We start from the raw sequence: 26,815 nt of genomic DNA, 5'->3' as shown, positions 1-26,815 counted from the left end.
TAGCGAAGATGACAGATATGGAACAGAAGAAAATCACATTTGACAGTTTTGTGCGTGGCATGCTGACAGCTATTGCCATCGGAGGTATCATCATGCTGCTGAACTTTCTGAGCGGTGTCCTGTTGCCTTTCTTTCTGGCCTGGCTCATTGCCTACATTCTTTTTCCGCTGGTCAAATTTTTCCAGTATCGCTGTCACCTGAAATTCCGCGTTGTGGGCATCCTGTGTGCCTTCCTGACTGTCAGCGCCGTGCTGACCGGACTGTTTTTCCTGATGATACCACCGATGCTTGATGAGGGAGTGCGCGTGAAGGACCTGCTCATCAACTATGTGTCGAGGGATGCCTTCATGAGTAATATCCCCAACATGATAGAGGAATTTATTCATGAGAATGTGAGCGTTGAGGACGTCAAGGCATTCATCACCCAGGAAGGTTTCATTGACTCCATCAAGCAGGCTGTTCCCAAGGTGTGGGATGTCATCTCGCAGTCGTTCAACATCCTGACGAGCATGTTTACGGTGACGATGGTAATGCTCTATACCTTATTTATATTATTGGACTACGAGCAATTCTCCAATGGATGGGTAGAGATGTTGCCAGAGCGCTATCGTAAGTTTGCCGTACAACTGGTGGGCGATATAGAACAAGGCATGAACAAATATTTCCGTGGGCAGGGCATGGTGGCTTTCTGCGTAGGTGTGCTGTTCAGCATCGGTTTCCTGATTATCGACTTCCCGATGGCTATCGGTCTGGGGATGTTTATCGGTCTGCTCAACATGGTGCCCTACCTGCAGTTGCTGGGCTTCATACCCACCACGTTGCTGGCTGTCGTCAAGGCTGCCGACACGGGAGAAAGTTTCTGGATTATCATGTTGGGCGCACTGATCGTGTTCGCTGTCGTGCAAACCCTGCAAGATACCATCATCACCCCCAAGATTATGGGTAAAGTGATGGGACTCAACTCGGCCATCATCCTGCTCTCGCTCTCCGTCTGGGGCGCACTGCTAGGCATCATGGGCATGATTATAGCCCTGCCGATGACCACTCTGATGATTACTTACTACCAAAGATACATCGTTAAAAACAAAGAGAAATGAAACAGAACATTTTCATCAAGGCGACACTCGCTGTCGCAATGGCTGTTTTCAGCAGTACGGCCGCTATGGGACAACAACAGTCTGACACAAAAACAGACAAAACTATTGACTGGATGAAGGAAATTACTAGCCGCGTCACCTTCAACGGTTATGCACAGGGAGGCTACTCCTATAGCGATGCAGGCGGCAAGACCACAACCGACTTTAACCTCAAACGTACACTGCTCTGGGCGAAGGCCCGCATTACTGACCGATGGTCATTCTTGTTCATGCACGACTTTTCAAGTGTGGTACAAGAGTTTTACACCGACTTCCGCGTTACGAACAACAATGCGATGACTGTCCGACTCGGACAATTCAAACATTCCTACACCATGGAGAACCCGTTGTCTCCCACCATGCTCGAACTAGTCGACGTCTACTCGCAGGCTGTGCTTTTCCTGGCCGGTGAGGGACCCGACCCACTGCATGGTGTCAATTACGGACGAGACATGGGACTAATGGTCTTCGGCAACTTGTTCAACAATAAGATACACTACGAACTGGCCGTAATGAACGGACAGGGCATCAACCGTCGAGACGGCAATAGCGACAAGGATTACATTGTCAAACTAGAATATAAACCCATTTCAGAACTGCGACTGGTGGTCAGCGGACAGAAAGGCCGTGGACATGCCGTAAACAAAGACGTCGTGGCGTGGAATCCCACTATCCGTGAGGGCGATAACTATCGTCGCGATCGCTATAGTGTAGGTGCCGAGTGGAAGAGTGGCATGTATGCACCTGCCAAGTACAAGGAAGCTCGTCCTGTCAGCATCCGAGCCGAATGGCTGGGGGGTAAGGACGGCGAGGTAGGCAGTATGGGTGGCTATGTGACAACTGCCATTCCCGTCTACAAAGGAATAGACATTGTAGCCTCTGCCGACTACTACGATCGCAATACAGATATGAAATATCGCCAGACACAGGCTACTGCCGGGTTGCAATACTGGTTCTACAAGAAATGCCGACTGCAACTGCAGTATACCCGGACCTGGAGCGACTTCCAGAAAGACTATAACTGGATACAAGGACAAGTTCAAGTAGCATTCTAACCATATTAACCATTATGATTATCAAAGTATTGCTGACCCTCATCTTCCTGGCCGTGATGATTGGTGTCGGCGTTTATACCCGCAAACAGGCCAGCAGTGTCGACGGTTTCGTGTTGGGAGGACGCTCTGTGGGTCCGTGGCTCACCGCCTTTGCCTTCGGAACGAGTTACTTTTCTGCCGTAGTCTTCGTGGGCTATGCAGGCCAGTTCGGATGGCGATATGGTCTGTCCAGTACGTGGATAGGAGTGGGCAATGCCATCATCGGCTCCCTGTTGGCGTGGATTCTCCTAGGACGACGCACCAAACTGATGACACAGCATATCGAGAGTCGTACGATGCCCGACTTCTTCGGTACTCGCTATGCCGACCAGGGACTGCGTGTCGTTGCCTCTATTATAGCCTTCGTGTTCCTCATCCCCTACACGGCAGGTGTCTACAAAGGCATCTCCACCCTTTTTGAGATGGGCTTCGGTATTCCCTACGAATATTGCGTTATCATCATGGCTATTCTGACGGCTGTCTACGTCATCCTGGGCGGATATAAGGCAACAGCCATGAACGACTTTATACAAGGTATCATCATGCTCTTCGGCATTGTAGCCGTCATCATCGCCGTACTTGCTGCACAAGGAGGACTGTCCGAGGCTGTCGGCAAACTTGCTGCCCTGCCTGCTGATGCATCCCCCGAAACCAATGGAGGCTTTGCTACCTGGTTCGGTCCTGATCCCTCCGGACTGCTCGGTGTTGTCATCCTGACTTCACTCGGAACGATGGGACTGCCACAAATGGTGGGCAAGTTCTACTCTATCACCGACGAGAGTGCCATCAAGCGTGGAACAGTCATCTCTACCATCTTTGCCTTTATCGTGGCTGGAGGCTGCTATTTCCTTGGTGGTTTCGGACGACTCTACGAACCAGTAGTGGCAAACGGGAAGATAGCCTATGACTCCATTGTGCCTGCCATGCTTGTTACGTTGCCCGACGCACTCATCGCTCTTGTGGTACTACTGGTCTTATCGGCTTCTATGTCGACACTGGCGTCACTAGTGCTCACTTCGTCATCTACGATGACACTCGACCTCATCTACCGTGATAAGAAATCAGCTCCCGGCGAGGTGGAAGAAGGTACCATCGACGACATCGTTTCTGAAAAGATAGAACGTCGTAAGGTCGTCGTCATGCGTGTGCTCATCGTGTTCTTCATCGTCATCTCCCTGATGATAGCGCTCAATCCTCCTACGTTCATTGCCCAACTGATGGGTATTTCGTGGGGAGCACTTGCCGGTGCCTTCCTCGCCCCCTTCATGCTTGGACTTTATTGGCGAGGTGTCACTACGACCAGTGTATGGGCTTGCTTCATCTGGGGCGTAGGCATTACTGTGGTTAACATGCTTTTGGGCAATCCCATCAATCCCATCAACTGTGGAGCCATCGCCATGATAGGCGGATTCCCTGTTGTGTGGATAGCCAGTCTGTTGACGGAAAAGATGGACAAATCCACGGTAGACCAAATCTTCCAGTGCTACGAATAAACCAAGACGGGAAAAATAGGCGGAAGGCATACAATATGGAAGAAAAAGTTGGTCATGTCGTTGGAAATGTCTAACTTTGCACGCAAAAATAAAATAGAACACATGGATTCGGAAAATGTTATCTACGATGCACGCAAATTGGGCACACCACGTATGATGATACTTGGTGTGCAGCATATGTTTGCAATGTTTGGCGCGACTGTGCTGGTACCACTGATTACAGGACTAGATGTTTCTGTGACGCTGCTTTTCGCTGGTATTGGAACGTTACTGTTTCACTTTATCTCGAAGTGGGAGGTACCTGCCTTCCTTGGTTCATCATTCGCCTTCCTGGGAGGCTATGCCTCTGTCAAGGAGCTTGGAATGCAGCAAGGACTCTCAGAAACGCTTGCTTTGGACTATGCCTGTTTGGGTGTCGCCTGTGCAGGTCTGATGTATTTCCTGATGGCGGGACTGATAAAATGGTTTGGAGTGCATAAGATACTACACTTCTTCCCACCTGTGGTGACAGGTCCTGTGGTGATTGCTATCGGACTGGTTCTGTCGGGATCTGCCATCAGCAACTGTCAGACTAACTGGCCCCTTGCCATTCTTGCCATTGTCACGGTGATTGTATCATCGGTGTGGGGTAAGGGTATCGTGAAGATTATTCCCATCTTGTTGGGTGTTGTCGTGTCGTATGTTGCCGCAACCTTTATGGGTGAAGTGGACTTTACAAAACTTGGTGAGGCGGCATGGATAGGATTCCCCATCTCCAAGGAACGCACTATTCTTGCAGTCTTCGAAGACCGCAATGCCACGCTAATGTTGTCGACTATTCTGGCTGTTATGCCCATCGCCTTTGCCACCATTATGGAGCACATCGGTGACATGTTTGCCATCAGTTCAACGGTAGGCAAGGACTTCCTGTCGAATCCAGGACTGCATCGTACCTTGTCAGGCGATGGACTGGCAACCGCTTTGGCATCCATGTTCGGTGCTCCTGCCAATACGACGTATGGTGAGAACACGGGTGTGTTGAACCTGACAAAAGTGTTTGACCCACTGGTCATCCGTATTGCCGCCTGTCTGGCAATCCTGTTAGCCTTCTGTCCGAAGTTCGCCTGTTTGATACAGCTGATGCCTGCTGCCACGATAGGCGGTGTGAGCCTTATATTGTATGGTATGATATCAGCTGTTGGTGTGCGTAATCTGGTTGAGGAGAATGTCGACTTGAAAAGCTCTCGAAACGTGTTCGTAGCTGCCCTTATTATGGTGCTTGCTATCGGTGTGAAATACGGATCGAACGACGATATCGCATTTGGTCCTATCCACTTGTCAGGTCTGGCTATCGCCTCAATAGTAGGTATCTTCCTGAACGCTGTCATGCCTGGTAAACTGGGAATGAAAGTCAAATCATTCAAAGGTAAGGAAAAATAAACACCAGAAAAGTGATGAAAAAAATTATTGTATTTTGGATAATGGCTGGTGCCTTGACCTGTGTGCATCCTGTTGTGGCGCAGGAGAGGGACTCACGGCAGGATACCACCGAGATGGTCACACAAGATACCTTGACTGCTGACTCGGCAATGGCTACTATTGATGCCGACCTGTCAGGAGAGGACGCAGATGGCGCACTGGAGGGAGGTGGACTGCATAAGCAGTTGAAACGTAAATTTATCGAGGGATCGGCAAAATTCATGTCGTTGGTGGCTCTCGCCCTCATACTGGGATTGGCATTCTGCATAGAACGTATTATCTATCTGACGTTGGCAGAGGTTAAAACCAAGAAGTTGATGAAAGATATTGATGCCCGACTGGAGCAGGATGATGTGGAAGGTGCCAAGGACATTTGTCGAGCGACACGCGGTCCAGTAGCCAGCATCTGCTACCAGGGATTGCTACACATCAAGGAACCGCTGGAGCAGATTGATCGCCAGTTGACCAACTATGGCACTGTGCAGATAAATAATATGGAGAAGGGCTGTACCTGGATACGCTTGTTTATCGCCGTTGCTCCTTCGCTTGGCTTCCTCGGCACAGTTATTGGTATGGTGATGGCTTTTGACCGTATAGAGACGGCAGGTGACATCAGTCCAACCATCGTTGCCCAAGGAATGAAGGTGGCACTTATCACCACCATCTTTGGTATAGTGGTAGCCGTCATCCTCCAGTTCTTCTACAACTATATCCTCTCAAAGATAGAGCATCTCACCGCCCAAATGGAGGAGAGTGCTATCACATTCATGGATTCTGTTACTCAGTTTAAAGCGCGCAACAATGGAAGAAATGGGTAGTCTTGTCTTGGCTGAAGTGATGCTTTGGCTCATCTATATTGCTATGGGCGTCGCCCTGGTGGTAACTGTTGTATCTGCCATCCGTTCCTTCTGGCTCAACAAATGATGTAATCAGCATGATTAAGCACAGGCATAGGGCTATTCCCGAGCTGAACACCACATCAACCGCTGACATCTCATTTATGTTGCTGGTATTCTTCCTGGTTACTTCGTCGATGACTTCCGACAAAGGACTAGGACGTAAGTTGCCACCCATAGACGAACATCAGCAAGAGCAGCGTGACGTAAACCGAAGTAATGTGTTGGAGGTGAAACTGGATGCTAACGATATCTTGTATTGTGACGGTCAGCAAGTGAACCATCAGCAGTTGCAACAGCAGGTTGAAAACTTTGTGGCATCACGACAGACCAATCGTCACATCATAGCTGTAAAGACCGACCGCCATACAACGTATAATGCCTATTTCGAAATGCAGAATGCTATCGTGGGCGCTTATCGTAACCTGCGTAACAAAATGGCTCTGAAACAGTTTGGACATCCCTTTAACCAATGCAGTCAGACTGAGCATGACGCCATCGTTACGCGCTATCCGCAACGTATCAGCGAGGGAATACCCACAGAGGAAGGAGGTGAACCATGAGCCGTTTCCAACGCCGACAACACAAGGTGCCAGGACTTAACATGGCAGCAATGCCCGACTTGATATTTACTGTCCTTTTCTTCTTTATGATTGTTACGCATATGCGTGATGTCACTCCCAAGGTACACTCAGAACTACCGCAGGGAACGGAACTGGAAAAGACCTCTAACAAGGGGGGCTTAATCTATATATTCATCGGACAACCTCTCGATGATAGGGGAAATGAGATGAAAGGAGAAACTCGTATCCAACTGAATAATCGTTTTGTGACATTGGAGACATTGGGACAAGAAATTGTCCGCGAGCGTAATGAAATGTCGGAGAGCGACCGTCAGCACATGGTGGTTTCTCTTCGTGCTGACCGCTTTACTGAGATGGGGGTTATCAACGACGTGAAGCAGACCTTGCGTCGTGTCGGTGTGTTGAATGTGAACTATTCGGCAACGAGTAGGTCTGAGGAAAACAAAAAAAGGTAGAAAATCCGATTATCTTACATAGTCGACAAAAGCATAGGCGTAATCGTGACGATCGTCCTTTGGATGAAATTCCTGATATGCTATATGCCACTGGCTATAGTCGGGGAAGAAAGCATCTGCCTCAGCAGGAGTGTCATCAACCTCCGTCAGACAAAGCCTATCAGCCACCGCCATTGCCTGCTCGTAGACACGTGCTCCACCAATGATGTAGACTTGTTCATCGGCCTTGCAACTTTTTAGGGCATCATCCAGTGAAGCGTATACATCGCATCCTGGCACTTCGCTTAAAGTGGTGCTCAGCACAACATTCCTTCGGTTTGGCAAGGCTCCTTTGGGTAAGCTCAGATAGGTATTGCGCCCCATAATGATGGTGTGCCCCGTAGTGAGAGCCTTAAACCGTTTCAAGTCGTTCGGCAACCAGTAGATAAGTTTATTGTTCAAGCCGATGGCCCTGTTTTTGGCAACAGCTGCAATGATGTTGATGTTCATCGTTTCGTCCTTTACTATTTGATTCTCGTTGCAAAAGTACAAATATTTTTTTTTATTTCCTAAAAAAGTTGTACCTTTGCACCTGATTTTAACGATAGGGGTACTTGCAAACGTCTTTTCGAAGACAGACCCCCTTTAACAAAACAAGATTTTATGGAACAAGAAAACAAAAGAGTCAGTGTGCTTTTTATGCTTTTTGGCACCCTGTTCTGCGTTTGCCTCATTACGGCTAACGTGTTGGAAACAAAGCAATTGTCATTTGGACCTATTAACTTGACTGCAGGTATCATCGTGTTCCCTGTAAGCTACATTATCAATGATGTGGTTTGTGAGGTGTGGGGATATCAACGTACGCGTATGCTGATTTGGATGGGATTTGCGATGAACTTCTTGTTCGTCATCTTTGGAGCCATTGCTGACTGGATTCCGGGTGCTCACTACTGGAATGGCGAAGAGGGCTTTCACCAGATCTTTGGCCTTGCCCCACGTATCGCATTAGCCTCCTTTATAGCTTTCATTATTGGTTCGTTTGCCAATGCCTATGTGATGTCACGTATGAAACTGTCGTCGGAAGGACGCCATTTCTCTGCCCGTGCTATTCTGAGTACGATTGTGGGTGAAGGAGCAGATTCTATTATCTTCTTTCCGCTCGCCTTGGGTGGTGTCATACCCTGGGAAGAGATGCCATCACTGATGCTTTCGCAAGTTACTTTGAAGACCGTCTATGAGATCATCGTGTTGCCTATCACCATCCGTGTTGTCGAATTTACCAAGAAACATGACCATGAAGATGTATATGACAACGATATCAACTACAACATATTTAATATTCTGAAAATATGAATAGAGAACAAGACAACTTGCAGTCGCTTGGACGCAAGACGGAATATAAGATGGACTATGCACCCGAAGTACTGGAAACCTTCGAAAATCGTCACAAGGACAATGACTACTGGGTGCAGTTCAACTGTCCTGAGTTTACGAGCCTTTGTCCTATTACCGGGCAACCGGACTTTGCTGAAATCAAGATCTTGTATATCCCGGGTGAAAGAATGGTAGAGTCAAAGAGCTTGAAACTCTACTTATTCTCATTCCGTAATCATGGTGATTTCCATGAGGACTGCGTGAACACCATCATGAAGGATTTGGTGAAACTGATGCAACCTAAATATATAGAGGTGGTAGGACTGTTTACCCCTCGTGGAGGCATCTCCATCTATCCTTATGCCAATTATGGGCAGCCGGGAACAAAATACGCTGCCCTTGCAGAGCAGCGTATGATGAATAGGCAAATGGTGTGATGCTTAATCGTCACCAAGAGGAATTTTATAGCCTAGGGTGAACTGCCATACCATGTGCTTACTGCTTTCTGGGTCATCCTTCATCACCTTGGTCAGTCCGATATTATAACGGGCTTCCAAAACGAAATTGTACAACTCATAGCTGAGAGCTACGGGGATAGAGAAGTCTACCTTGTTGAACTGACGGGATAACTCGTTCTCTACGAGTACAGGGATAGGACGACCCCAGCGGTTGACGAGTATCTTACGGTCGAAGTCGGCATTGTATTCGATACCGTCAACCGTTAGTTTCTTGCGAGAAGCGAAACCCACTTGAACACCAGCCTTAACAGCTAGTCCTGCATTGGGGATGGGGTAGAAGTTCAGCATGAGGGGAATCTTGGCATAGTCCATTTTGATTTTGAACAGACCATCGTCAGTCTTGGCACCTTGCTTGGCATAGTTAAAACCAAAGGATAGACTCAGCTGATCGGCTAAAGCGTACTCCAAGTCGACACCTGCGGTGAATCCGGTTAGCGGATGAAGGGTTCCGTCGAAAGTACCCTCGGCCTTGGAGGGGTCGACGAGAGTACCTGTCATGTCTGCAACGCTAACACCTAATTTGGGAGTGATGTACCAATTACCCTCTTCAATCTGGGCATTGGCATGGATTGTTGCCATTATAGCAAAAATAGCTACAAATAATTTTTTCATAGTTTTTCTGTTTTGTTAATAATGTGAATAATGTATTATTGTTCTTTTCTATAAAAAGCTTGCTCGTGGTCTTGAAAGCGAAGAACCAAAGTGTCCTTTCGTAACATTTTGATCTCCACCGTATCAATGGTGGGCTTGTTGCCTTCCTGGGTAAATCCAGCAATGGTGTCAGCCTTCAAGATAAGGCGCCCGTTGTAAATGTACCACTCTGTATAACGTTTGATTGGCGGAAACTCAACAGGGCTCATGTCGTCAGTTGTTGTTTGGTGGTGTACACCACCCAATGCCATTGCCGTGTGGTCACGTTTCAGACGGAGTGAGTATTCGCGTGGCTTCAGCCATTGTTTTTTCAATGAATCGGGAATACGTTCCATCATATGGCGTTGCATGCGTTGTGTCATCTTATCGATGTTACGCAACTTGGGGTATGCTAAATAAGCCCAAGTGTTACGTAAGGCATCGAGGTTGATGATGGTTAACACCTCTAGGGTGTCCTCAGGGTTGACAATGATTGCCAGTTCATCACCGATGTGTGGGCGCCCAAAAATATGGCGCTGTTGGCGAGCGGTGATGATGTCAAAGGTGTCGAGACGGTCGCAGGACATAGGCATAAAAACCAAAATGGAGTCCGTACATCCATCACAAGCCATTCCGTAGCGTGTCGAGTCACCCGATAGGTTATAATAGGTGTTGCCGATCATGTCTTCTCCTTCATTGACATTGGGTTGTCGATTGCCACACGAATAGAGCAGTGTCATTGTCAGTATGAGGAGGAAAAATGCTTTTTTCATCGTTTTTTATTGAAATTTTGTGCAAATATAAAAAATAATTATGAATTATGAATCATGATTTGTGAATTATTTTATACCTTTGCAAAAATATAAACAGTTAATAGACCTTATTATCGTAATGAAAAAGAAAATCAAGTTTAGTCTTGTCTATCGCGACATGTGGCAGTCGTCAGGTAAATTCCAGCCACGTAAAGATCAGTTGGAACGCATTGCTCCTATCATCATTGAAATGGGTTGTTTCTCACGCGTAGAGACCAATGGAGGCGCTTTCGAACAAGTTAATTTGCTGGCTGGCGAGAACCCAAACGATGCGGTTCGTGCTTTCTGTAAGCCTTTCAATGAAGCCGGTATTCAGACGCACATGCTGGATCGTGGTTTGAATGCATTGCGTATGTATCCAGTTCCTGACGATGTTCGTCAGTTGATGTATAAGGTAAAAAAAGCACAAGGTGTTGATATCCCCCGTATTTTCTGTGGACTTAACGACACCCGTAATATAATCCCATCTATCAAATGGGCAAAGGAAGCAGGAATGATACCTCAGGCCACACTCTGTATTACCACTTCTCCTGTACATTCCGTCGAGTACTATAGTGCGATTGCCGATGAGGTGATAGCTGCCGGTGCAGAAGAAATCTGTCTGAAGGATATGGCTGGTATTGGACAACCTGCCCTGTTGGGTGCTTTGACTAAGAGCATCAAGACGAAACATCCTGATATCATCATCCAGTATCATGGACATTCAGGACCTGGCCTTTCGATGGCTTCTATCTTGGAGGTTTGCAACAATGGTGCTGATATCATTGACACCGCTATTGAACCTCTGTCATGGGGAAAGGTGCATCCCGACATTATCAGCGTACAATCCATGCTAAAGAACGAGGGCTTTGAAGTTGCTGATATTAATATGAATGCCTATATGCAGGCTCGTTCATTGACACAAGAATTTATTGACGAATGGTTGGGCTATTTTATCAATCCTGCCAACAAGCACATGTCTTCTCTTCTGCTTGGTTGTGGACTTCCTGGCGGCATGATGGGTTCGATGATGGCTGATCTGGGTGGAATTCATAGCGCTATCAACAAATTACGTGTCAAGAAAGGTGAGCCAGAACTGACCATCGACGACATGTTGGTGAACCTTTTCAATGAGGTGGAATATGTTTGGCCGCGAGTAGGTTATCCCCCATTGGTAACACCGTTCTCACAGTACACCAAGAATATTGCCTTGATGAACCTGCTGACTATTGAACAAGGCAAGGGGCGTTATGCCATGATGGATGACGCTATGTGGGGAATGATTTTGGGTAAGTCGGGTAAGATTCCTGGTGAGATAGCTCCTGAGCTGAAGGAACTGGCCAAGAAGCAGGGACGCGAATTCACCGACGTTGATCCGCATACCTTGTTGGAGAATGCACTGCCGGCTTTCCGTAAGGAGATGGATGAGAACGGATGGGACTATGGTAAGGACGATGAGGAGTTGTTCGAACTGGCTATGCACCCTGAGCAGTATCGTGTATACAAGAGTGGTATGGCTAAGAAGAATTTCCTCGCTGACCTGCAAAAACAGAAAGATGCTAAGTTGGGCACCACGCTCAATCCCGAAGAACTGGCTGCTTTCAAGCATGCCAAGGCAGATGCCCTGACAGCTCCCATCGCAGGACAGGTCTACTATGAGTTCTCTGGTGAGGGCGCATGCGAACCTTGTCTCGAACCATTTGTCGGTCAGCAATACAAGGAAGGTGACATTTTCTGCTATATTCAGGCTCCATGGGGCGAGATTGTGCCTATTCCTGCTGCCCTTGGTGGTAAACTGGTTGAGGTTGCAGCCAAACAAGGTAGCAAGGTTCGTCGTGGAGACAACCTCGGATGGATAGAACGTGAAGCGTAATCAGTGAGTATCTGCAAAGACGATGGTCTTGAACCAGTCCTTCAGATAACCTCGATATTGGTTTTGTGAGTCAGCGATGAGGACGAGCATTTGCCGTCCATCGCTGAGTCGCGGACCTACACAGATTCCTTCATAGTTGGCAAAACTGCGGTTTGTCAGATTTATCTTCGTTGAAAATTCCGCGACAAGATGTTTCTGCAAAAAATCGTCCCCCTGTTGCAGGGTCGGATTGACCATATAGAGCTTGACATGGACGAAGGAACCGATGTTCTTTTCTGCTCGGAACACCTCACGTTCCAGGACGACAATCCGTCCGTCGTCCAGGGCGGCGAGTCCACTTACCCCTAATGTGTTTTTCCCTTTTTTGCCTTCGACGGATGGCGAGTCCGTCTGATACCGATACTGTTCGCAAGGCTGCAGGTTGTCGTCAAAGCTCTGCAGGCGCAGCAGGTTGGGTATCTTCCGTGTAATGTTAGGCTTCTGCCCGTCAGCCTTCAGTGTATTCTCCGTTGTAGTCCAGAAGCGGTGGGTCGCCGCATTATATGTCAATGCCTCGAAACCACCGTTGCCACGTGCCGTGTTGAAGATGGGGGGAATGTTAAGTCGTCGTCCAGTCAGTTGTCCGTCGAGCCGGTATTCCAGGATTTGTCCGTCAACCTCACCACTGACAAACACCGTGTTTGCCTTGGGCACGTAGCAGATACCTTCTTCGTCACGGTTCGGGTGATTGCTGGTCACAAATGAATCGGCGCGTATCTCGAGGATGGAACCTGTAAGCGAATCGGTGGATATAGTCATTAAATGGAAGCCTGCCGTAGGTGCCTTGTCGTTGACAACAGCATAGCGCTCACCTCCAAGCCACGTGATGCCGCTATAGTTGCCAGCAGGTACGCTCTTGGGAAAATGTCGCTGTTTGTTGAGTGTGACTTGTTGAGCCATAGTCTGCATGCAGAGGAGCATCGATAGATAAGATAAAAGGTATTTCTTCATTTGCTTAGCGTTCTTTTTGGCGACAAATATACAAAATATTTGGTTTCTTCTTCTTATTCTCTCACATATTTTATAACTTTGCAAGCAAAATCAACAAAATAATGGATTATCTGTCTATCATATACAAATACTATCCTGACAACGATGAGCTACGCCAACTGCTATTGAAGCATAGTCGGCAGGTGGCTGATCGTTGTCTGCAAATTGCGGTGAAACACAAGGAACTCGCATTAGACGTACAGTTTTTGGAGGAAGCTGCTATGCTTCATGATATTGGCATTATCCGTTGTAATGCTCCTTCCATCAAGTGTTATGGCTCTGAACCATACATCCGTCATGGAGCAATAGGTGGCGAAATGCTGCGCCAGGAGGGCTATGAGCGTCATGCACGGGTATGTGAACGCCATACAGGGACAGGCCTGCCTGGTTATGAGCCGGAAACGTTGGAAGAGCAAGTCGTGTGTTATGCTGATAAATTCTATTCCAAGTCAAGTCCTGACCATGTGAGAACGATAGCAGAAACAGCACAGAGCTTGAAAAAGTTCGGAGAACCTGGTGTGTGTAAGTTCTTGGACTGGGCAGAACGATTTGAGTAGTCTATTCGTAATAATTTACGTTAAATGCATGAAAGGTCGGCATTTTTCCATATTTTATTCGTAATTTTGCAGCCGTGAAAAAAGAGACGCTTGTTTTTGTGCTGCTTTTCGTCATCCTTTTTGCGGTGGCAGAAATTCCGCGATTGCGCTTTCAGATAAAGGAGAGTGCTTCTGACTCTGTGCGTGTAGACTCTTTGCCTCTGGATTCGTTCAAGCGTAGCAAATTGTCATTAGATCCTCAAAAGCGTGACTCGATAGATAAAAACGACACAACTTTGATGGACTCGCTGCATAAGGCCATCTGGAAACATAATAAAGCCATTGACGACTCTTTGCGTGCAGACTCTATAAACCGTCAACGTAAGAATGGAATCGACGCCCCTGTACACTATACTGCAAATGACTCTATGACTTATGAAGGTGAGTCAGGTATCGCTCATCTCTATGGTAATGCCAGTGTGAAATATGAAGATATGGATTTGCAGAGTGACCAGATCTATATGTCGTTGGACTCTAGTCTCGTGCATGCTACGGGTTCACAGGATACGGCAGGTGTGAAGTTCGGAACACCTGTTTTTAAGATGGGTAAGGATACCTATGAAACAGATACGATGGCCTTCAATTTCAAGACCAAGAAGGGACTTATCAGTAATGTTTATACCGAACAGGACGATGGTTTTATGACATCAGAACTATCCAAGCGCAATTCAGAGGGAGAGATGTTCCTCTACCACGGACGATATACCACCTGCGACGAACCACATCCTGATTTCTATTTCGCTATGTCGCGTGCTAAGGTTCGGCCAGGAAAGAACGTCGTATTCGGTCCTACCTATCTAGTGGTTGCTGATGTGCCTTTACCCTTTGCTATCCCTTACGGATTCTTTCCCTTTACGAAAAGCTATTCCTCGGGTTTTATCATGCCTACCTATGGCGACGAGACCTCGCGTGGTTTCTATTTGCGAGATGGAGGATACTATTTTGCCATTAGTGACAAGATGGACCTGAAACTGATAGGAGAAATATACACCAAAGGATCATGGGGTGTTTCGGCAGCTTCTAACTATCGAAAGCGCTACCGTCATAGCGGATCTTTTTTGTTTAGCTATCAAAACTCAGTGGAAGGTGATAAGAACATTGATGAGAAAAAAACGACCAGTTTTAAGCTGCAGTGGAGTCATCGTCAAGATGCCAAGGCAAATCCCTATCGCACATTCTCGGCAAGTGTAAACTACGCATCCACGAGTTATGAACAGAACAACTTGACATCCATGTACAACCCACAGGCTCTCACACAGTCTACCAGAACATCGTCAGTTCGCTTTGGAACGGTATTTTCTAGTATCGGTATGAATCTCGACGCCACTGTGAATGCTAACCAGAATATGCGTGACTCCGTAGTCGACTTGACATTGCCACAGCTCAATATCTCCATATCACGTTTCTACCCCTTCAAGCGAAAGGAGGCTGTTGGCAAGGAACGATGGTATGAGAAATTGTCGTTGCAGTATACGGGTAATATCCAGAACACCATTCATACAAAGGAGGACAAACTGATGAAGTCTAGTCTGACCAAAGACTGGCGTAATGGTATTGAGCATAGAATACAAGCCAATGGTAACTTTACACTGTTTGGCTATCTAAATATTAATCCATCATTCTCGCTTACCGACCGTATGTACACACAAAAGTACAAACGCTCATGGGATGTCGATAATCAGAAGGAGATCGTTGACACATTGCAAGGTTTCTATAATAACTACAACTGGAATTTTAATGTTAGTGCGTCTACGAAGCTCTATGGCTTTTTTGTGCCTAACCGCAAGTTGTTTGGTGAAAAGATACAAGCAGTACGTCACGTATTCACTCCCTCGGTTAGTTTTAGTTATGCACCAGATTTCAGTGCCTCTCGCTACGGATTCTGGGATACCTATCAAAAGACAGATGCAAAGGGTAATGTGACGATGGTGGAGTACAGCCAGTATCAAGGTACTGTTTTCGGTGGCCCAGGAAAAGGAAAGACTGGAAGCATCTCGATGGATATTTCGAACAATATCGAGATGAAAATCAAGTCGGATGACGACTCGACAGGTTTCAAGAAGATAAGTATTATTGATGAGTTGGGGGCTTCGATGTCGTATAACATGGCAGCTGAGACACGTCCCTGGAGTGACTTGTCTACACGTTTGCGCTTGAAACTTTCGAAGAGCTACACGCTAAACTTGAATGCTGTTTTTGCTACCTATGCCTACGAGGCGGACTCTGTTGGTGCCACTCCGTATATTGGCAACCGCACGGAGTATAGTTATGGACGCTTTGGACGTTTTCAGGGCATGTCACAGAATTTGTCCTACACCTTTGATAATAAAAAGGTGGCTAATTTCTTCAAATGGTTGCGTGGTGAGAAAGTGAAGAAAAACGACAAGGATGATAATAAGAAGGAGTACGATACGGGTGTAGATACCAATCTTGATAATACAATGGAGGCTGGTAAGCACGGAGCCAAAAGAGATGACGCAGGAATGGCAGAGACAGATGAGGATGGCTATATGGCATTCTCGATACCTTGGTCGCTCAGTATCGGTTATGGTATTACGATGCGAGAGAATACTAGTGGCACTTTCAATTACGACCGTATGCGTTATCCTTATAAGTTTACGCAGAATCTTAATTTCAGTGGAAATGTCCGTATAGCAGAAGGGTGGAATATCTCCTTCTCGTCAGGTTATGATTTCGAGAATCAGAAGATATCTATGACTACAGCATCACTTTCTCGTGATTTGCACTGCTTTAATATGTCCTGTTCAGTGGTGTTGGCACCATACACAAGCTATAATTTCTCGTTCCGTTGTAATGCTGCTACGTTGACAGATGCCCTGAAGTACGATAAGCGAAGCTCATACTCAAATGCCGTCCAATGGTATTAGTGTTGTAGTAAAGTCTTGAGATTATCCTCTTCGCCGACAATCCAGATAATATCACCTTCCTGAAAGCGGCGCTTCGGATTGAAGGGTGACAGGTTCTCTTTTCCTTCCTCCAGTCCGACAACCATACAACTGTATGTGTCACGTATACCACTCTCCTCCAGTGTTTTTCCCACGAAGGGACTCTCATGTCCAATAATAAGTTGGCGTAATTTCATCTCGCGGTGTTCCAGATTGGGGTCTTCGCCTAGTACTTCTTCGTTGATGGCTTCGCCTAGCTTGGCCAGTTGCTCATCGCTTCCGATAACCTGTAGTTTGTCGCCAGGAAAGATGATGTAGTTGCCGTCAGGAATGTTTAGACGGTAGTTGGCACGTAGAATACTGGACACATGGACACCATATTTGCGTCCAAGGTCTAATTGACGTAGTGTATGCCCCATCCATCGTGAGTTCATAGGTACTGCGAAATCGGCTATGTGAATATCACGATCAAGTAGGCGCCCCTCATAAAGCGGTCGTTTCTTGCCGTGTACCTGTGCCTCTATCTCACGCGAGCGGAGATTCATGATGAAGAGCCTTTCCAATCGGATGCTGCGATTCTTGATGCTACGTGAGAAGATGATAGCGACAACAGCGACTACGCCGATTGTGATGAGTAAGGCGTTGGAGAATCGCGTCAAAAAATGACAGATATAGAAAATATAGGCTACAGCGATGGTGGCACGTACGAGAATGGTAAATAACAAGGGCAGGCGGTTACGGTTGCTCTCGGCCCATAATGCTCTCCACTCCTCCGACCGGTTCTTCTTCATCACCATAGCTCGCAGGAAGGGGGCTATGAGGAGGATGGTCAGCATACCTGTGATGGCATTAGCATATTTGTTCAGTTCAGAACCAGGTAGCAGGTGTCGCATGAAGGGCAGTACGAAGGTGAACATCAGTACAATCGTCGCCGACGACAGGATGGCATAAATCAAGGTGTTTACACTCATCTGCGTAAGCAACTTCTTCCATTTGTTTTCCTCATTTGAGTTTGGATGACTCATGCTTAAGTGGTTCATCATCTTGATGAGCCGGCTGGGAAGTCGTTTCTCCAGATGTGTATAGGCTGGTGTTGCCAACCTAATCATATACGGTGTTAGGAATGTCGTGATGACAGATACGGCAACGACGACAGGGTAGAGGAAATCGCTGATGACACCCAGTGACAGCCCTAAGGATGCAATGATGAATGAGAACTCACCAATCTGTGCCATTGAGAATCCACATCGCATGGCTGATTTCAGAGATTCACCGCCTAGCATAAACGAAATCGAACCGAAGATGCCTTGTCCGACGAGGATGGTCAGTACCAGCGCCATAATGGGGAGTGCATACTCCATGATGATATTAGGGTCAACAAGCATACCTACCGATACGAAGAAAATGGCACCGAACAGGTTCTTCACAGGCTCCACCAGTTTCTCAATATGCTCAGCTTCTACGGTTTCTGCAAGAATGCTACCCATGATAAACGCTCCGAAGGCAGACGAAAAACCTACTTTTGTTGAGAAGACAGCCATAGCGCAACACATGCCTAATGCCACAATGAGCATTACTTCGTCGTTAATGAGTTTGCGAACCCGCCGCAGAAACAAAGGGATGGCAAAGATGCCCACCACCAACCATAAAACGAGAAAGAAACCTATCTTGACGAGAGAGCCCAGCATTTGTCCTCCGTCAGGGTTGTTTCCTGAAGCAATGGCACTTAGCATGACCATCATGACGATAGCAAGGATGTCTTCTAGTATCAGAACGGACATCACCAGTCCTGCAAATTGCTGTTGGCGTAGTCCGAGGTCATCAAAGGCCTTATAAATAATGGTGGTTGATGACATGGCTAACATACCACCCAAAAAGATGCAGTCCATTTTAGGCCAATCGAAGATGTGTCCTACGAGTAACCCCAACATAGACATGCAGAAAATGATGGTAATTGTCGATATGATGGGCGAAGCCCCCATCTTTAGGATTTTCTTAAACGAGAAGTCGAGCCCCAGAGAAAACAGTAAGAACATCACGCCGATGTCCGCCCATAGGTGGACGTTTTCCGTGTCGAGCACGCTTGCCGTATAGGGCATGTGTGGAGACACAAGGAAACCAGCCACGATATAGCCTAACACAAGAGGTTGTTTCAGCCGCTTGAAGATTAAGGTGACAATGCCTGCTGATACAAGAATGTAGGCTAAGTCATTGATAAGTGCCGGGACGTCTGCCATGAATGAATTACAACTCCTCGATTACATATTAATCGTTGTAGCCTGCTGTCAGTTCGCAGATTTTGACAATGACCTGCATGGCTTTTTCCATAGACTGGATACTGACAAACTCGTAGGGACCGTGGAAATTGATACCGCCAGCGAAAATGTTGGGACAGGGAAGACCTTTGAATGAGAGTTGTGCTCCGTCCGTGCCTCCTCGAATGGGCTTCACCTTAGGTGACACACCCACTTCCTGCATGGCTCGTAGTACGAGGTCTATGACATGCATTTGCGGGTCAATCTTCTCTTTCATGTTATAATATTGGTCGTTGACAACACATTCCACAGTGCCCTCACCGTATTTTTTGTTCATCTGCTCAGCGCAACGCTGTATGAAGCGTTTCCGATCCTCAAACTTGTCTCGATCATGATCGCGGATGATATAACTCAACTTCGCCTGCTCGATGTTCGATGTGATGCCTAGTAAATGATAGAATCCCTGATACCCTTCCGTAGTCTCTGGTGTTTCATCTTCAGGGAGCATCTTTGCAAACTCGGCTGCAAGTGCGTTGGCATTTACCATCTTACCTTTGGCATATCCTGGATGTACACTGATTCCTTTGATGGAGACCTTGGCGGATGCTGCGTTGAAATTTTCAAACTCCAGTTCGCCGACATCACCGCCATCCATTGTGTAGGCCCATTCGCAACCAAATTTTTCTACATTAAAGTGGTGGGCTCCCATGCCTATCTCCTCATCGGGGTTGAAGGCAATGCGAATCTTACCGTGCTTAATCTCTTTGTGCTCCTGCAAATACACCATTGCCTGTACGATTTCTGCAATTCCTGCTTTGTCGTCAGCACCTAACAGTGTCTTGCCGTCTGTCACGATGAGGTCTTCGCCAACGTGTTGCATCAGTTCTGGAAACCGCTTAGGACTTGACACGATACCTTCTGACAGTAGGATGTCGTTTCCGTCATAGTGTCTTACGATTTGTGCTTTGATATCAGCTCCAGAACAGTCAGGACTCGTGTCGTAATGTGATATGAACCCAATGGTGGGCACTTGTTCCTTCGTGTTTGCCTTTAATGTAGCGTAAATGTACCCTTTGTCGTCCATTTCTACATCGTCCAATCCCTCATGTTCGAGTTCTTTTTTCAAGTATTCGGCGAAAATCAATTGTTTACTCGTGCTAGGTACTGTCTGGCTATCCTCTGCCGACTGCGTATCAAATTTCGTGTAATTAAGAAATCTCTCTGTAATATCCATGTTATTCACTTTGGTTTTCTATTTATCTTGCAAAGTTACGAATAAAAAATGAGACTGCCAAATTTTAACAATCTCATTTCCTTTTCTGTCATTTTGCTTCTGTTTCCTGTGGACGTGTAAGTGTGTCTTGTCGGAGGGCTTCTACGAAATCGCTGATCTTCCGTAGTTCTCTGGGAATATGAATGTTTTGCGGACAATGAGGTTCACACTGTCCACATCCGATACAATGGTCAGCTTGTCGTAACTTAGGTACCTTCCGGTCTTGCCCGATGAGGTAGGCACGACGCTGCTCTTGGTATTCCTTGTCACCACGGTCATGTGGTAACAGTCCTTCATTCTTACATTTGTTATAATGGATGAAAATGGCTGGAATATCGACGCCATAGGGACAGGGCATGCAATATTTGCAGTCATTGCATGGTATGTTTTCCAAACCGACAATCCGTTCTGCCACGTCGTGTTCCAAGTATTGCTGTTCAGCCTTGGTAAGTGGTTGTAGTGGACAATAGGAGAGCAGGTTGTCTTTAAGATGCTCCATATAGGTCATTCCACTGAGTACGGTGAGTACGCCTTGGGGCGTACCGGCATAGCGGAAGGCCCATGAAGCGACACTTCGTTCCGGATTCCGTGTTTTGAGTTCAGTAGCCAAATACTGAGGAAGGTTGGCAAGCCTTCCCCCCAACAATGGTTCCATGATGACTGCTGGGATATGGTATTTTTGTAACTCGTTATAGAGGTAGCTTGCATCAACGTTGCGGCTGTTTATCTCATTGGCAAAGTCCCAATCAAGGTAGTTCAGCTCTATCTGCACGAAATCCCAGTGGTATTTGTCGTTCATAGCAAGAATCTCGTCGAATACGCTTTTGTATCCGTGGAAAGAGAATCCGAGGTTACGAATGCGCCCGGCTTCTCGCTCTTTCATCAGAAAGTCAAGTATGCCGTTGTCAATATAGCGCCGATTGAACTCTTCGGTACCACCTCCGACAGAATGCAGCAGATAGTAGTCGATGTAGTCAACTTGCAATTCCTTCATCGAGTTCCTGTACATTTGGATACTGGCTTCGCGGCTTTGGGTAGAGGGGTGGAAATTGGATAGCTTGGTGGCTACGAAATATTCCGAACGCTTATGACGACTGAGGGCAATGCCAGTACACCCCTCCGACTTACCTTGGCAGTAGACGGGTGATGTGTCAAAGTAATTGACGCCATGCTCGATGGCATAGTCTACCTGACGGTTAATCATGTCCTGATCGTAGTCGTCTTTGTTTTCCGTCTTCGATGGCAGTCGCATCATGCCATAGCCCAGGAGAGAAACCTTGTCGCCTGAGATTGGGTTCGTTCGGTAGGTCATCTTGCCCACAGGAGGCTCCACCTGTTGCTTGTACTCTTCAACAGCACTGTTTTCTGTCTTCGACTTGCATCCCGTTAATACGGAAGCAGTGGCTACAGTACCACAACCAAATATCTTTAAGAATTTTCGTCTATCCATAATCTTATACTTCTTTATGTACTTCATGTCCCTCAACATAGATAGCTGAGAAAGGACGGGCAGGACATAGGTTCTCACAGGCGCCACAACCGATGCAGCGAGCTTCGTTGACAGCAGGTACAGAGGGTGACTCCTCGTCGTCAGGATCGCTCGGTACCATCTCGATAGCTCCTACAGGACAGTGGCGTGCACAGTTGCCACACTCTACACCGTCGGTCAGTGGAACACAGTTTTTCTTAATCCATACAGCATGTCCGATTTGTGTCGATGACTTGTCCTCTCGTTTGATAGGGAGAATGGCACCGGTAGGACATACCTCAGAGCATCGCGTACACTCAGGACGGCAATAGCCGCGTTCATACGACATGGTGGGCATCATGAGATGCATCAGGTCGCTGCTAGGTCTGAGAACCTCGTTAGGACATTCTGAAATGCATAGCTGACACCCCGTACAACGTTGCTCGAAATTCTGTTGAGAGTGTGAGCCAGGAGGTGTCAGAGGTGTTTGTCTGTCGGGGGCCACTTTGTCTTTGATATCTGCCAATCCACCATCCATAATCTTGTCTTTTTGCTGTGCCATTGTGGCGGTAGCAAGGAGGGCGGATGATAGTAAGAACGAACGACGGGAGTTGTCTGGATCATTCTGGGTGTTCTGGTGATGACGGACCGGCGAATATTTCAGGGCTCCGAACTTGCAACTCTCGATGCAGTCACCACAAGTTACGCAGCGGGTGTAGTCAACATGGTGTGTCTTGAAATCGATACACGAAGCTTTGCAGTTCTTGGTGCATAGTGAGCAATTCTTACACTTCTCCACGTCGAAGTGTACTTTCATCCAAGAGAACTTCGCGAAGAAGGACAGGAAGGTGCCTACTGGACAGATGGTGTTGCAAAAAGTGCGTCCGTTGCGCCAGGCTAAGACGGCAAGCGCCACGATTGCCACGATACTGATGATGAGTGATGGCAAGCTTCGCATCCAGATGTTGGAATGGTAGAAGGCGTAGCTGTCGTAGTGTTCGGCAATAGCCGCTAGCACATTGTTGCCAGCCTGCCAGATGGGTTGCAGCAGGTTAGTGGCTATGATCCCAAAGGTCGAGTAGGGGGCTAGAAGTTGGAAAAGCGTACCCACTCCCAGCAGACCGGAAACCACCAGTAGGAGCAGACATACTATACGCAACCCCCGCTTTGCTGCCGAATAGGTGTATCGGTTCTTCTTGGCGCGTTTTCCAAACCATCCGAAGATGTCCTGTAAAATACCTAACGGACAGACAACAGAGCAATAGATACGTCCGAAGATGAGTGTGATGACCAAGAGGATCAACACAACCGCTACGTTGAGGGCGAAGATGGCCTCCAGCAGTTGTATCTTTGGCAACCATGTGATGGGTACTATTCCGTGAGCAGTACCCGTGAAATCAACAAACAGCCATGTGATACAGATGATCATTAAAGCTGCCAGTGAAATCCTGATTTTTCTGAGCATATGATATTTGTTTAGTTCTTTTTTGTGATTCTTACGATTTGTATGCTGAGCTCATAGAGCAAATAGATAGGCAATGACACGACCATCAGGGTGAAGATGTCTGTGGTGGGAGTGATGATGGCGGCAACGACGAGGATGGCTACGATGGCGTGTCTTCTGTATGCTGTCATCATCCGATTGGTAATCAGCCCCATGCGCCCCATTACGGCACAGACTACAGGTAACTCGAAGACGACACCCATGATGAGGCTCATTCCCAGCAAAGTATCGATATACGATTGTAGTGTCAGCATGTTAGCTACGTCGGGTGACACCTGATAGGTTCCCAGAAAGTGAACCGTCATAGGGAATACAACGAAGTAGTTGACGAATGTTCCGATGATGAACATCAGATAAGCTGCTCCTACAATCCACACGGTATATCGCCGCTCGTTGGCATAGAGTCCTGGTGAGACGAATCGGAACAATTCATAAAGGATATAGGGTGATGCCAGAAGTACGCCGGCATAGAGTGCTGTCCGCACATGTATCATAAACTGTTCCGTCAGTCCGGTGTTCATTAAGTGTAGGGTAAAGACTTCTGCGCCTAGAAGTTGATAAGTGACGAAATGACTGGATCGGGGAGCCAACACAATGCTGAACAGGGTGTCTTTCATCAGGAAAGCAACAACCGTAAAGCCAGTCACCACAATAGCCATACGAATCAGTGACGCACGTAGCACGTCCAAATGATCCCAGAAAGTCTGTGGCTCAGTCATTCTTCTTCTCGTCGTCGGGGGTGATGTCCTTCATCCCGTCCTTGAAACTCTTGACACCTTTGCCCAGTCCATTCATCAGTTCGGGAATTTTCTTTCCACCGAACAGCAACAGCACAATCAGCGCGATGATGATGATTTCATTTAATCCTAGTCCAAACATCTTTTTTCCGTATTTATAGTAATAATCTTTGCAAAGATACAAAAAAAACATTATCTTTGCATGCAATAAACATCATTTAACTATGGAATACGAATTTATACTACGAATATTTTGTGCAGCATTGTTGGGAGGACTGATAGGACTGGAGCGTGAGTATCGTGCCAAAGAGGCAGGTTTCCGCACCCATTTTCTGGTGGCTCTGGGCTCTGCTTTGTTTATGATTGTGTCAGCCTACGGCTTTGAAGGAGCTATGAACAATGAATTGCAACGGTGGGACGTTTCGCGCGTAGCGGCTCAGGTGGTTAGCGGCATCGGTTTCATAGGCGCAGGTACCATTATCTTCCATAAGAGTGAGAATGCCGTCCGTGGACTGACAACAGCTGCAGGCGTGTGGGTGACGGCTGCTATCGGTCTGGCTTGCGGAGGTGGCCTGTATGTGCTCTCCATTGCCAGCACGTTGATGGTCTTGGCAGGTTTGGAAGCCTTCAATTACTTCCTGCACAAAATGGATCGTTTCCGCGATAACAACAACGAACAGTAATTATTTGTTTTTGGACTGTACGTAATAGAGAGCGGCACCAATGGCGGTGCAGAACTCGGAATACTTGGGGATGTGGAAACGGACGTTATAGAAATTTTCCAACATCGGGTAAATCTCCTTACATTGGGGTAGCAAAGTCAGGTTGCCGATGAGCACGAAGTCCTTGATACCTGTATTAAGTGCTGATAGGATGGCAGCAGAACCAATAGTCTGTAATACCATCACGATGATGCCTAATGCAATGTCTTCCTTGGGTGCGTCATATTGGGCTTTCGAGAAAAGGGAAGCCGTAGCATCCATGGGCAGTCCGGGGAGTGGATGGGTGGAGATGTCGCCTATCAGCAAGTTGATGTTGTGGATATTGCCTTGTGTCGCCAGGCTTTGTATCTGATTCCAGTCACGTGTGTTCAGCATGACGCGGCTCAGTCCTTGTAGCGTTCCTCCGCCAATACCAATACCTCCGATATGGCGAATGTCTTCACCGTCACATTGTACGAAACTGGTTCCAGTACCCATTGAGACGACGATGGCTTTTGAAAGTCCGCTCTCAAAGCGGGCACCAAGTCCGTCAGCGATAAACTCGTCCGTCTTGGCGGTAGGTAGTCCGTAGACTGGCTCGTCAATATAGGCGGAACCAACCCCTGTGACCATCACCTGCTCGACATCGTTAAGTTTGATGTTGTTGTCGTGGAGATATTTCCCGAAAGCTCCATACAGGGAGGTGACGGGGTCTGCAGCTGTAATGCGAATGGGGGAAACAACATGTCCCCCCCTTAATCCGACTATCTTTGTCGTAGAAATGCCTACGTCGATACCTATGATGATTCCCATGACTTAGAACTTAGCCATCTTGATGGCTACCACTGCACATTCGTCGCCTTTGTTGCCCAGTCGGCCTCCTGCGCGATCCAGTGCTTGTTGCATGTTCTCCGTTGTCAGCAATCCGTAGACGACGGGAATGTTGTTGGTTGCGTTCAGTCTGGCGATGCCAGCCGTTACACCTTGACAGATGTAGTCGAAATGAGGTGTCTCACCCCGGATGACACAGCCGAGAATGATAACGGCGTCGTAGCCGTCGTTGAGTGTCATCTGACGGGCACCGTAAATCAGTTCAAAGGAACCTGGTACCGTCTTGACATGTATATTCTCAGGGAGTGCTCCATGCTTTTCCAACGTGTTGACACATCCCTCCAGCATAGCTCCTGTAATCTCAGGATTCCACTCTGATACCACGATGCCGAATATCATATTCGATGCATCGGGTACTTTCTCGGTGTTGTATTCTGAAAGATTTTTGGTGGCCATTGCTTATTTCGCTGAAGCACGCTCAATGTACTTGTCGATGGTCTGATACTGCATAGACTGGAAGTACTTGTCCTTCACCTCCTGATACAGTTTCAGGGCCTCGTCCTTCTTACCTTGGCTCTCCAGAATCTCACCGGCTTGGATGAGGAATGTGGGAGACAACGAGTTGTTGTCAGCCATCTTGGCAGCCTTCTTCAAGTGCTCAACGGCCTTGTCGAGTTGTTTCAGGTTGGCATATGCATTGCCCAGGGCGCCCTCAGCGGCAGGACTAATCATCTGGTCGTCCTGTCCGTCGAAACTCTCTAAGGCGTTGACAGCCTCCTGCCACTTGCCCAGGTTAGCCTGACAGAGGCCGATATAAAGCTGAGCCAGGTTGCCTGCATCGGTAGAGCCATATTCGTTGGCTACCTTCTGGAAACCGGCGAGAGCCTTGTCATACTGTTGTGCGTCGAACAGCTCCTGGCTCTTGGCGAGTTCGGTGCTGGCCTCATTGGCACGAGGCTCCAGATAATAGTTGTTTACGAGGATAGCGCATACGACGATGGCTACGATGGCTACTACGCCACCAATGATGGCCTTCTTGTATTTCTCGAAGAAAGCCTCGGTCTTGTTGACCTGCTGCTCCTCAACAGGAGCTGCGTTAGGATTGTTGTTTGCCATTATTTTTATTGTTTTTTATTGTTTCATACACAAATCGGCTGCAAAGTTACGAAATAAGTGAGAGAAAAAAAAAGAAAAATGTGATTTTCTTGATTTTTCCGAGTGAAAAGTAACTTCG

At 47.2% G+C, this 26,815-nt stretch carries 26 protein-coding genes; 13 read left to right on the top strand and 13 right to left on the bottom strand.

Features of this window, described 5'->3' with window-relative positions:
• Positions 1–17 precede the first annotated feature (17 nt).
• The 7 genes from BLU47_RS00590 to BLU47_RS00560 all read left to right on the top strand — a co-directional run bounded on the left by BLU47_RS00590 (position 18) and on the right by BLU47_RS00560 (position 7,116).
• Positions 18–1,097, top strand: a complete 1,080-nt coding sequence (locus tag BLU47_RS00590; protein WP_091957476.1) for an AI-2E family transporter — start codon at positions 18–20, stop codon at positions 1,095–1,097.
• On the top strand, positions 1,094–2,191 hold the full coding sequence (locus BLU47_RS00585; RefSeq protein WP_143025410.1) for a porin family protein: 1,098 nt from the start codon (positions 1,094–1,096) through the stop codon (positions 2,189–2,191). Before BLU47_RS00590 ends, BLU47_RS00585 begins: the two co-directional genes overlap by 4 nt.
• Positions 2,192–2,205: 14 nt before the next feature.
• Positions 2,206–3,723 carry a sodium:solute symporter family transporter gene (locus BLU47_RS00580; RefSeq protein ID WP_091957188.1) on the top strand — a complete coding sequence of 506 codons (1,518 nt, stop codon included), beginning with the start codon at positions 2,206–2,208 and terminating at the stop codon, positions 3,721–3,723.
• A gap of 102 nt (positions 3,724–3,825) precedes the next feature.
• The gene (locus BLU47_RS00575; protein WP_218131523.1) at positions 3,826–5,142 is read left to right on the top strand and encodes a uracil-xanthine permease family protein; all 1,317 of its coding nucleotides are present in this window, start codon (positions 3,826–3,828) and stop codon (positions 5,140–5,142) included.
• A gap of 14 nt (positions 5,143–5,156) precedes the next feature.
• Positions 5,157–5,999 (top strand): MotA/TolQ/ExbB proton channel family protein, encoded by an 843-nt coding sequence (locus BLU47_RS00570; protein WP_091957184.1) that lies wholly within the window; start codon positions 5,157–5,159, stop codon positions 5,997–5,999.
• A 116-nt stretch (positions 6,000–6,115) separates the two neighbouring features.
• The gene (locus BLU47_RS00565; RefSeq protein ID WP_091957183.1) at positions 6,116–6,640 is read left to right on the top strand and encodes an ExbD/TolR family protein; all 525 of its coding nucleotides are present in this window, start codon (positions 6,116–6,118) and stop codon (positions 6,638–6,640) included.
• A complete protein-coding gene (locus BLU47_RS00560) occupies positions 6,637–7,116 on the top strand; it encodes an ExbD/TolR family protein (protein WP_091957181.1) in 480 nt (159 codons plus the stop codon). The genes BLU47_RS00565 and BLU47_RS00560 overlap by 4 nt, the downstream gene beginning before the upstream one ends.
• A gap of 9 nt (positions 7,117–7,125) precedes the next feature.
• On the opposite strand, the gene BLU47_RS00555 is transcribed toward BLU47_RS00560, so the two are convergent.
• Entirely contained in the window at positions 7,126–7,605 is a 480-nt protein-coding gene (locus BLU47_RS00555) for a dihydrofolate reductase (protein ID WP_091957180.1), read from the bottom strand.
• Positions 7,606–7,758: 153 nt separating this feature from the next.
• On the opposite strand from BLU47_RS00555, the gene BLU47_RS00550 reads away from it, so the two are divergent.
• Entirely contained in the window at positions 7,759–8,448 is a 690-nt protein-coding gene (locus BLU47_RS00550) for a queuosine precursor transporter (protein WP_091957178.1), read from the top strand.
• Entirely contained in the window at positions 8,445–8,906 is a 462-nt protein-coding gene (gene queF, locus BLU47_RS00545; protein WP_091957177.1) for a preQ(1) synthase, read from the top strand. Before BLU47_RS00550 ends, queF begins: the two co-directional genes overlap by 4 nt.
• A gap of 3 nt (positions 8,907–8,909) precedes the next feature.
• On the opposite strand, the gene BLU47_RS00540 is transcribed toward queF, so the two are convergent.
• The gene (locus BLU47_RS00540) at positions 8,910–9,599 is read right to left on the bottom strand and encodes a porin family protein (RefSeq protein WP_091957175.1); all 690 of its coding nucleotides are present in this window, start codon (positions 9,597–9,599) and stop codon (positions 8,910–8,912) included.
• Between the two features lie 35 nt (positions 9,600–9,634).
• Positions 9,635–10,390 (bottom strand): lipocalin-like domain-containing protein, encoded by a 756-nt coding sequence (locus BLU47_RS00535; RefSeq protein ID WP_091957173.1) that lies wholly within the window; start codon positions 10,388–10,390, stop codon positions 9,635–9,637.
• 118 nt (positions 10,391–10,508) lie between these two features.
• On the opposite strand from BLU47_RS00535, the gene BLU47_RS00530 reads away from it, so the two are divergent.
• Positions 10,509–12,281, top strand: coding sequence for an oxaloacetate decarboxylase (locus BLU47_RS00530; protein WP_091957172.1), 1,773 nt, complete (start codon positions 10,509–10,511; stop codon positions 12,279–12,281).
• Here the strand turns inward: BLU47_RS00530 and BLU47_RS00525 are convergent, their stop codons facing one another.
• Positions 12,282–13,220: an esterase-like activity of phytase family protein gene (locus tag BLU47_RS00525; protein WP_255402031.1), complete on the bottom strand. Its 939-nt coding sequence runs from the start codon at positions 13,218–13,220 to the stop codon at positions 12,282–12,284.
• Positions 13,221–13,372: 152 nt separating this feature from the next.
• Between BLU47_RS00525 and BLU47_RS00520 the strand changes: the two genes are divergently transcribed.
• Positions 13,373–13,867: an HD domain-containing protein gene (locus tag BLU47_RS00520; protein ID WP_091957169.1), complete on the top strand. Its 495-nt coding sequence runs from the start codon at positions 13,373–13,375 to the stop codon at positions 13,865–13,867.
• A gap of 74 nt (positions 13,868–13,941) precedes the next feature.
• Positions 13,942–16,794, top strand: a complete 2,853-nt coding sequence (locus BLU47_RS00515; RefSeq protein WP_091957167.1) for a putative LPS assembly protein LptD — start codon at positions 13,942–13,944, stop codon at positions 16,792–16,794.
• Here BLU47_RS00515 and BLU47_RS00510 read toward each other — a convergent pair.
• From BLU47_RS00510 to BLU47_RS00485, 6 genes are all read right to left on the bottom strand, one after another.
• Positions 16,791–19,049 (bottom strand): cation:proton antiporter, encoded by a 2,259-nt coding sequence (locus BLU47_RS00510; protein ID WP_091957166.1) that lies wholly within the window; start codon positions 19,047–19,049, stop codon positions 16,791–16,793. The two genes, BLU47_RS00515 and BLU47_RS00510, sit on opposite strands and share 4 nt — an antisense overlap.
• Before the next feature lie 28 nt (positions 19,050–19,077).
• Positions 19,078–20,301, bottom strand: a complete 1,224-nt coding sequence (gene pepT / locus BLU47_RS00505; protein WP_091957164.1) for a peptidase T — start codon at positions 20,299–20,301, stop codon at positions 19,078–19,080.
• 88 nt (positions 20,302–20,389) lie between these two features.
• Positions 20,390–21,790 carry an aldo/keto reductase gene (locus BLU47_RS00500; RefSeq protein WP_255402030.1) on the bottom strand — a complete coding sequence of 467 codons (1,401 nt, stop codon included), beginning with the start codon at positions 21,788–21,790 and terminating at the stop codon, positions 20,390–20,392.
• A 4-nt stretch (positions 21,791–21,794) separates the two neighbouring features.
• Positions 21,795–23,273, bottom strand: a complete 1,479-nt coding sequence (locus BLU47_RS00495; protein WP_091957162.1) for a 4Fe-4S binding protein — start codon at positions 23,271–23,273, stop codon at positions 21,795–21,797.
• Between the two features lie 11 nt (positions 23,274–23,284).
• Positions 23,285–24,031 carry a twin-arginine translocase subunit TatC gene (gene tatC, locus BLU47_RS00490; RefSeq protein WP_091957160.1) on the bottom strand — a complete coding sequence of 249 codons (747 nt, stop codon included), beginning with the start codon at positions 24,029–24,031 and terminating at the stop codon, positions 23,285–23,287.
• Entirely contained in the window at positions 24,024–24,191 is a 168-nt protein-coding gene (locus BLU47_RS00485; RefSeq protein ID WP_091957159.1) for a Sec-independent protein translocase subunit TatA/TatB, read from the bottom strand. Before BLU47_RS00485 ends, tatC begins: the two co-directional genes overlap by 8 nt.
• 82 nt (positions 24,192–24,273) lie before the next feature.
• Between BLU47_RS00485 and BLU47_RS00480 the strand changes: the two genes are divergently transcribed.
• Positions 24,274–24,732: an MgtC/SapB family protein gene (locus BLU47_RS00480; RefSeq protein ID WP_091957157.1), complete on the top strand. Its 459-nt coding sequence runs from the start codon at positions 24,274–24,276 to the stop codon at positions 24,730–24,732.
• Here the strand turns inward: BLU47_RS00480 and coaW are convergent, their stop codons facing one another.
• Genes coaW through BLU47_RS00465 form a run of 3 tightly spaced genes read right to left on the bottom strand, consistent with a single transcriptional unit; the run spans position 24,733 to position 26,697 of the window.
• Entirely contained in the window at positions 24,733–25,563 is an 831-nt protein-coding gene (gene coaW / locus BLU47_RS00475) for a type II pantothenate kinase (protein WP_091957156.1), read from the bottom strand.
• Positions 25,564–25,566: 3 nt separating this feature from the next.
• Positions 25,567–26,037 (bottom strand): 6,7-dimethyl-8-ribityllumazine synthase, encoded by a 471-nt coding sequence (gene ribH / locus BLU47_RS00470; RefSeq protein ID WP_091957154.1) that lies wholly within the window; start codon positions 26,035–26,037, stop codon positions 25,567–25,569.
• 3 nt (positions 26,038–26,040) lie between these two features.
• On the bottom strand, positions 26,041–26,697 hold the full coding sequence (locus tag BLU47_RS00465) for a tetratricopeptide repeat protein (RefSeq protein WP_091957153.1): 657 nt from the start codon (positions 26,695–26,697) through the stop codon (positions 26,041–26,043).
• Between the last annotated feature and the right edge of the window lie 118 nt (positions 26,698–26,815).

Source organism: Prevotella sp. tc2-28 (assembly GCF_900107705.1).
Taxonomy (GTDB): Bacteria; Bacteroidota; Bacteroidia; order Bacteroidales; family Bacteroidaceae; genus Prevotella.
The sequence above is the reverse complement of the archived record's forward strand: the minus strand, read 5'-3'. Positions and strand labels throughout refer to the sequence as shown.

What these genes read in the sequence shown, in the direction of transcription:
- BLU47_RS00590 (WP_091957476.1), top strand. Translation starts at nt 18, where the DNA reads ATGGAACAGAAGAAAATCACATTTGACAGTTTTGTGCGTGGCATGCTG.
- BLU47_RS00585 (WP_143025410.1), top strand. Translation starts at nt 1,094, where the DNA reads ATGAAACAGAACATTTTCATCAAGGCGACACTCGCTGTCGCAATGGCT.
- BLU47_RS00580 (WP_091957188.1), top strand. Translation starts at nt 2,206, where the DNA reads ATGATTATCAAAGTATTGCTGACCCTCATCTTCCTGGCCGTGATGATT.
- BLU47_RS00575 (WP_218131523.1), top strand. Translation starts at nt 3,826, where the DNA reads ATGGATTCGGAAAATGTTATCTACGATGCACGCAAATTGGGCACACCA.
- BLU47_RS00570 (WP_091957184.1), top strand. Translation starts at nt 5,157, where the DNA reads ATGAAAAAAATTATTGTATTTTGGATAATGGCTGGTGCCTTGACCTGT.
- BLU47_RS00565 (WP_091957183.1), top strand. Translation starts at nt 6,116, where the DNA reads ATGATTAAGCACAGGCATAGGGCTATTCCCGAGCTGAACACCACATCA.
- BLU47_RS00560 (WP_091957181.1), top strand. Translation starts at nt 6,637, where the DNA reads ATGAGCCGTTTCCAACGCCGACAACACAAGGTGCCAGGACTTAACATG.
- BLU47_RS00555 (WP_091957180.1), bottom strand. Translation starts at nt 7,605, where the DNA reads ATGAACATCAACATCATTGCAGCTGTTGCCAAAAACAGGGCCATCGGC.
- BLU47_RS00550 (WP_091957178.1), top strand. Translation starts at nt 7,759, where the DNA reads ATGGAACAAGAAAACAAAAGAGTCAGTGTGCTTTTTATGCTTTTTGGC.
- queF (WP_091957177.1), top strand. Translation starts at nt 8,445, where the DNA reads ATGAATAGAGAACAAGACAACTTGCAGTCGCTTGGACGCAAGACGGAA.
- BLU47_RS00540 (WP_091957175.1), bottom strand. Translation starts at nt 9,599, where the DNA reads ATGAAAAAATTATTTGTAGCTATTTTTGCTATAATGGCAACAATCCAT.
- BLU47_RS00535 (WP_091957173.1), bottom strand. Translation starts at nt 10,390, where the DNA reads ATGAAAAAAGCATTTTTCCTCCTCATACTGACAATGACACTGCTCTAT.
- BLU47_RS00530 (WP_091957172.1), top strand. Translation starts at nt 10,509, where the DNA reads ATGAAAAAGAAAATCAAGTTTAGTCTTGTCTATCGCGACATGTGGCAG.
- BLU47_RS00525 (WP_255402031.1), bottom strand. Translation starts at nt 13,220, where the DNA reads ATGGCTCAACAAGTCACACTCAACAAACAGCGACATTTTCCCAAGAGC.
- BLU47_RS00520 (WP_091957169.1), top strand. Translation starts at nt 13,373, where the DNA reads ATGGATTATCTGTCTATCATATACAAATACTATCCTGACAACGATGAG.
- BLU47_RS00510 (WP_091957166.1), bottom strand. Translation starts at nt 19,049, where the DNA reads ATGGCAGACGTCCCGGCACTTATCAATGACTTAGCCTACATTCTTGTA.
- pepT (WP_091957164.1), bottom strand. Translation starts at nt 20,301, where the DNA reads ATGGATATTACAGAGAGATTTCTTAATTACACGAAATTTGATACGCAG.
- BLU47_RS00500 (WP_255402030.1), bottom strand. Translation starts at nt 21,790, where the DNA reads ATGGATAGACGAAAATTCTTAAAGATATTTGGTTGTGGTACTGTAGCC.
- BLU47_RS00495 (WP_091957162.1), bottom strand. Translation starts at nt 23,273, where the DNA reads ATGCTCAGAAAAATCAGGATTTCACTGGCAGCTTTAATGATCATCTGT.
- tatC (WP_091957160.1), bottom strand. Translation starts at nt 24,031, where the DNA reads ATGACTGAGCCACAGACTTTCTGGGATCATTTGGACGTGCTACGTGCG.
- BLU47_RS00485 (WP_091957159.1), bottom strand. Translation starts at nt 24,191, where the DNA reads ATGTTTGGACTAGGATTAAATGAAATCATCATCATCGCGCTGATTGTG.
- BLU47_RS00480 (WP_091957157.1), top strand. Translation starts at nt 24,274, where the DNA reads ATGGAATACGAATTTATACTACGAATATTTTGTGCAGCATTGTTGGGA.
- coaW (WP_091957156.1), bottom strand. Translation starts at nt 25,563, where the DNA reads ATGGGAATCATCATAGGTATCGACGTAGGCATTTCTACGACAAAGATA.
- ribH (WP_091957154.1), bottom strand. Translation starts at nt 26,037, where the DNA reads ATGGCCACCAAAAATCTTTCAGAATACAACACCGAGAAAGTACCCGAT.
- BLU47_RS00465 (WP_091957153.1), bottom strand. Translation starts at nt 26,697, where the DNA reads ATGGCAAACAACAATCCTAACGCAGCTCCTGTTGAGGAGCAGCAGGTC.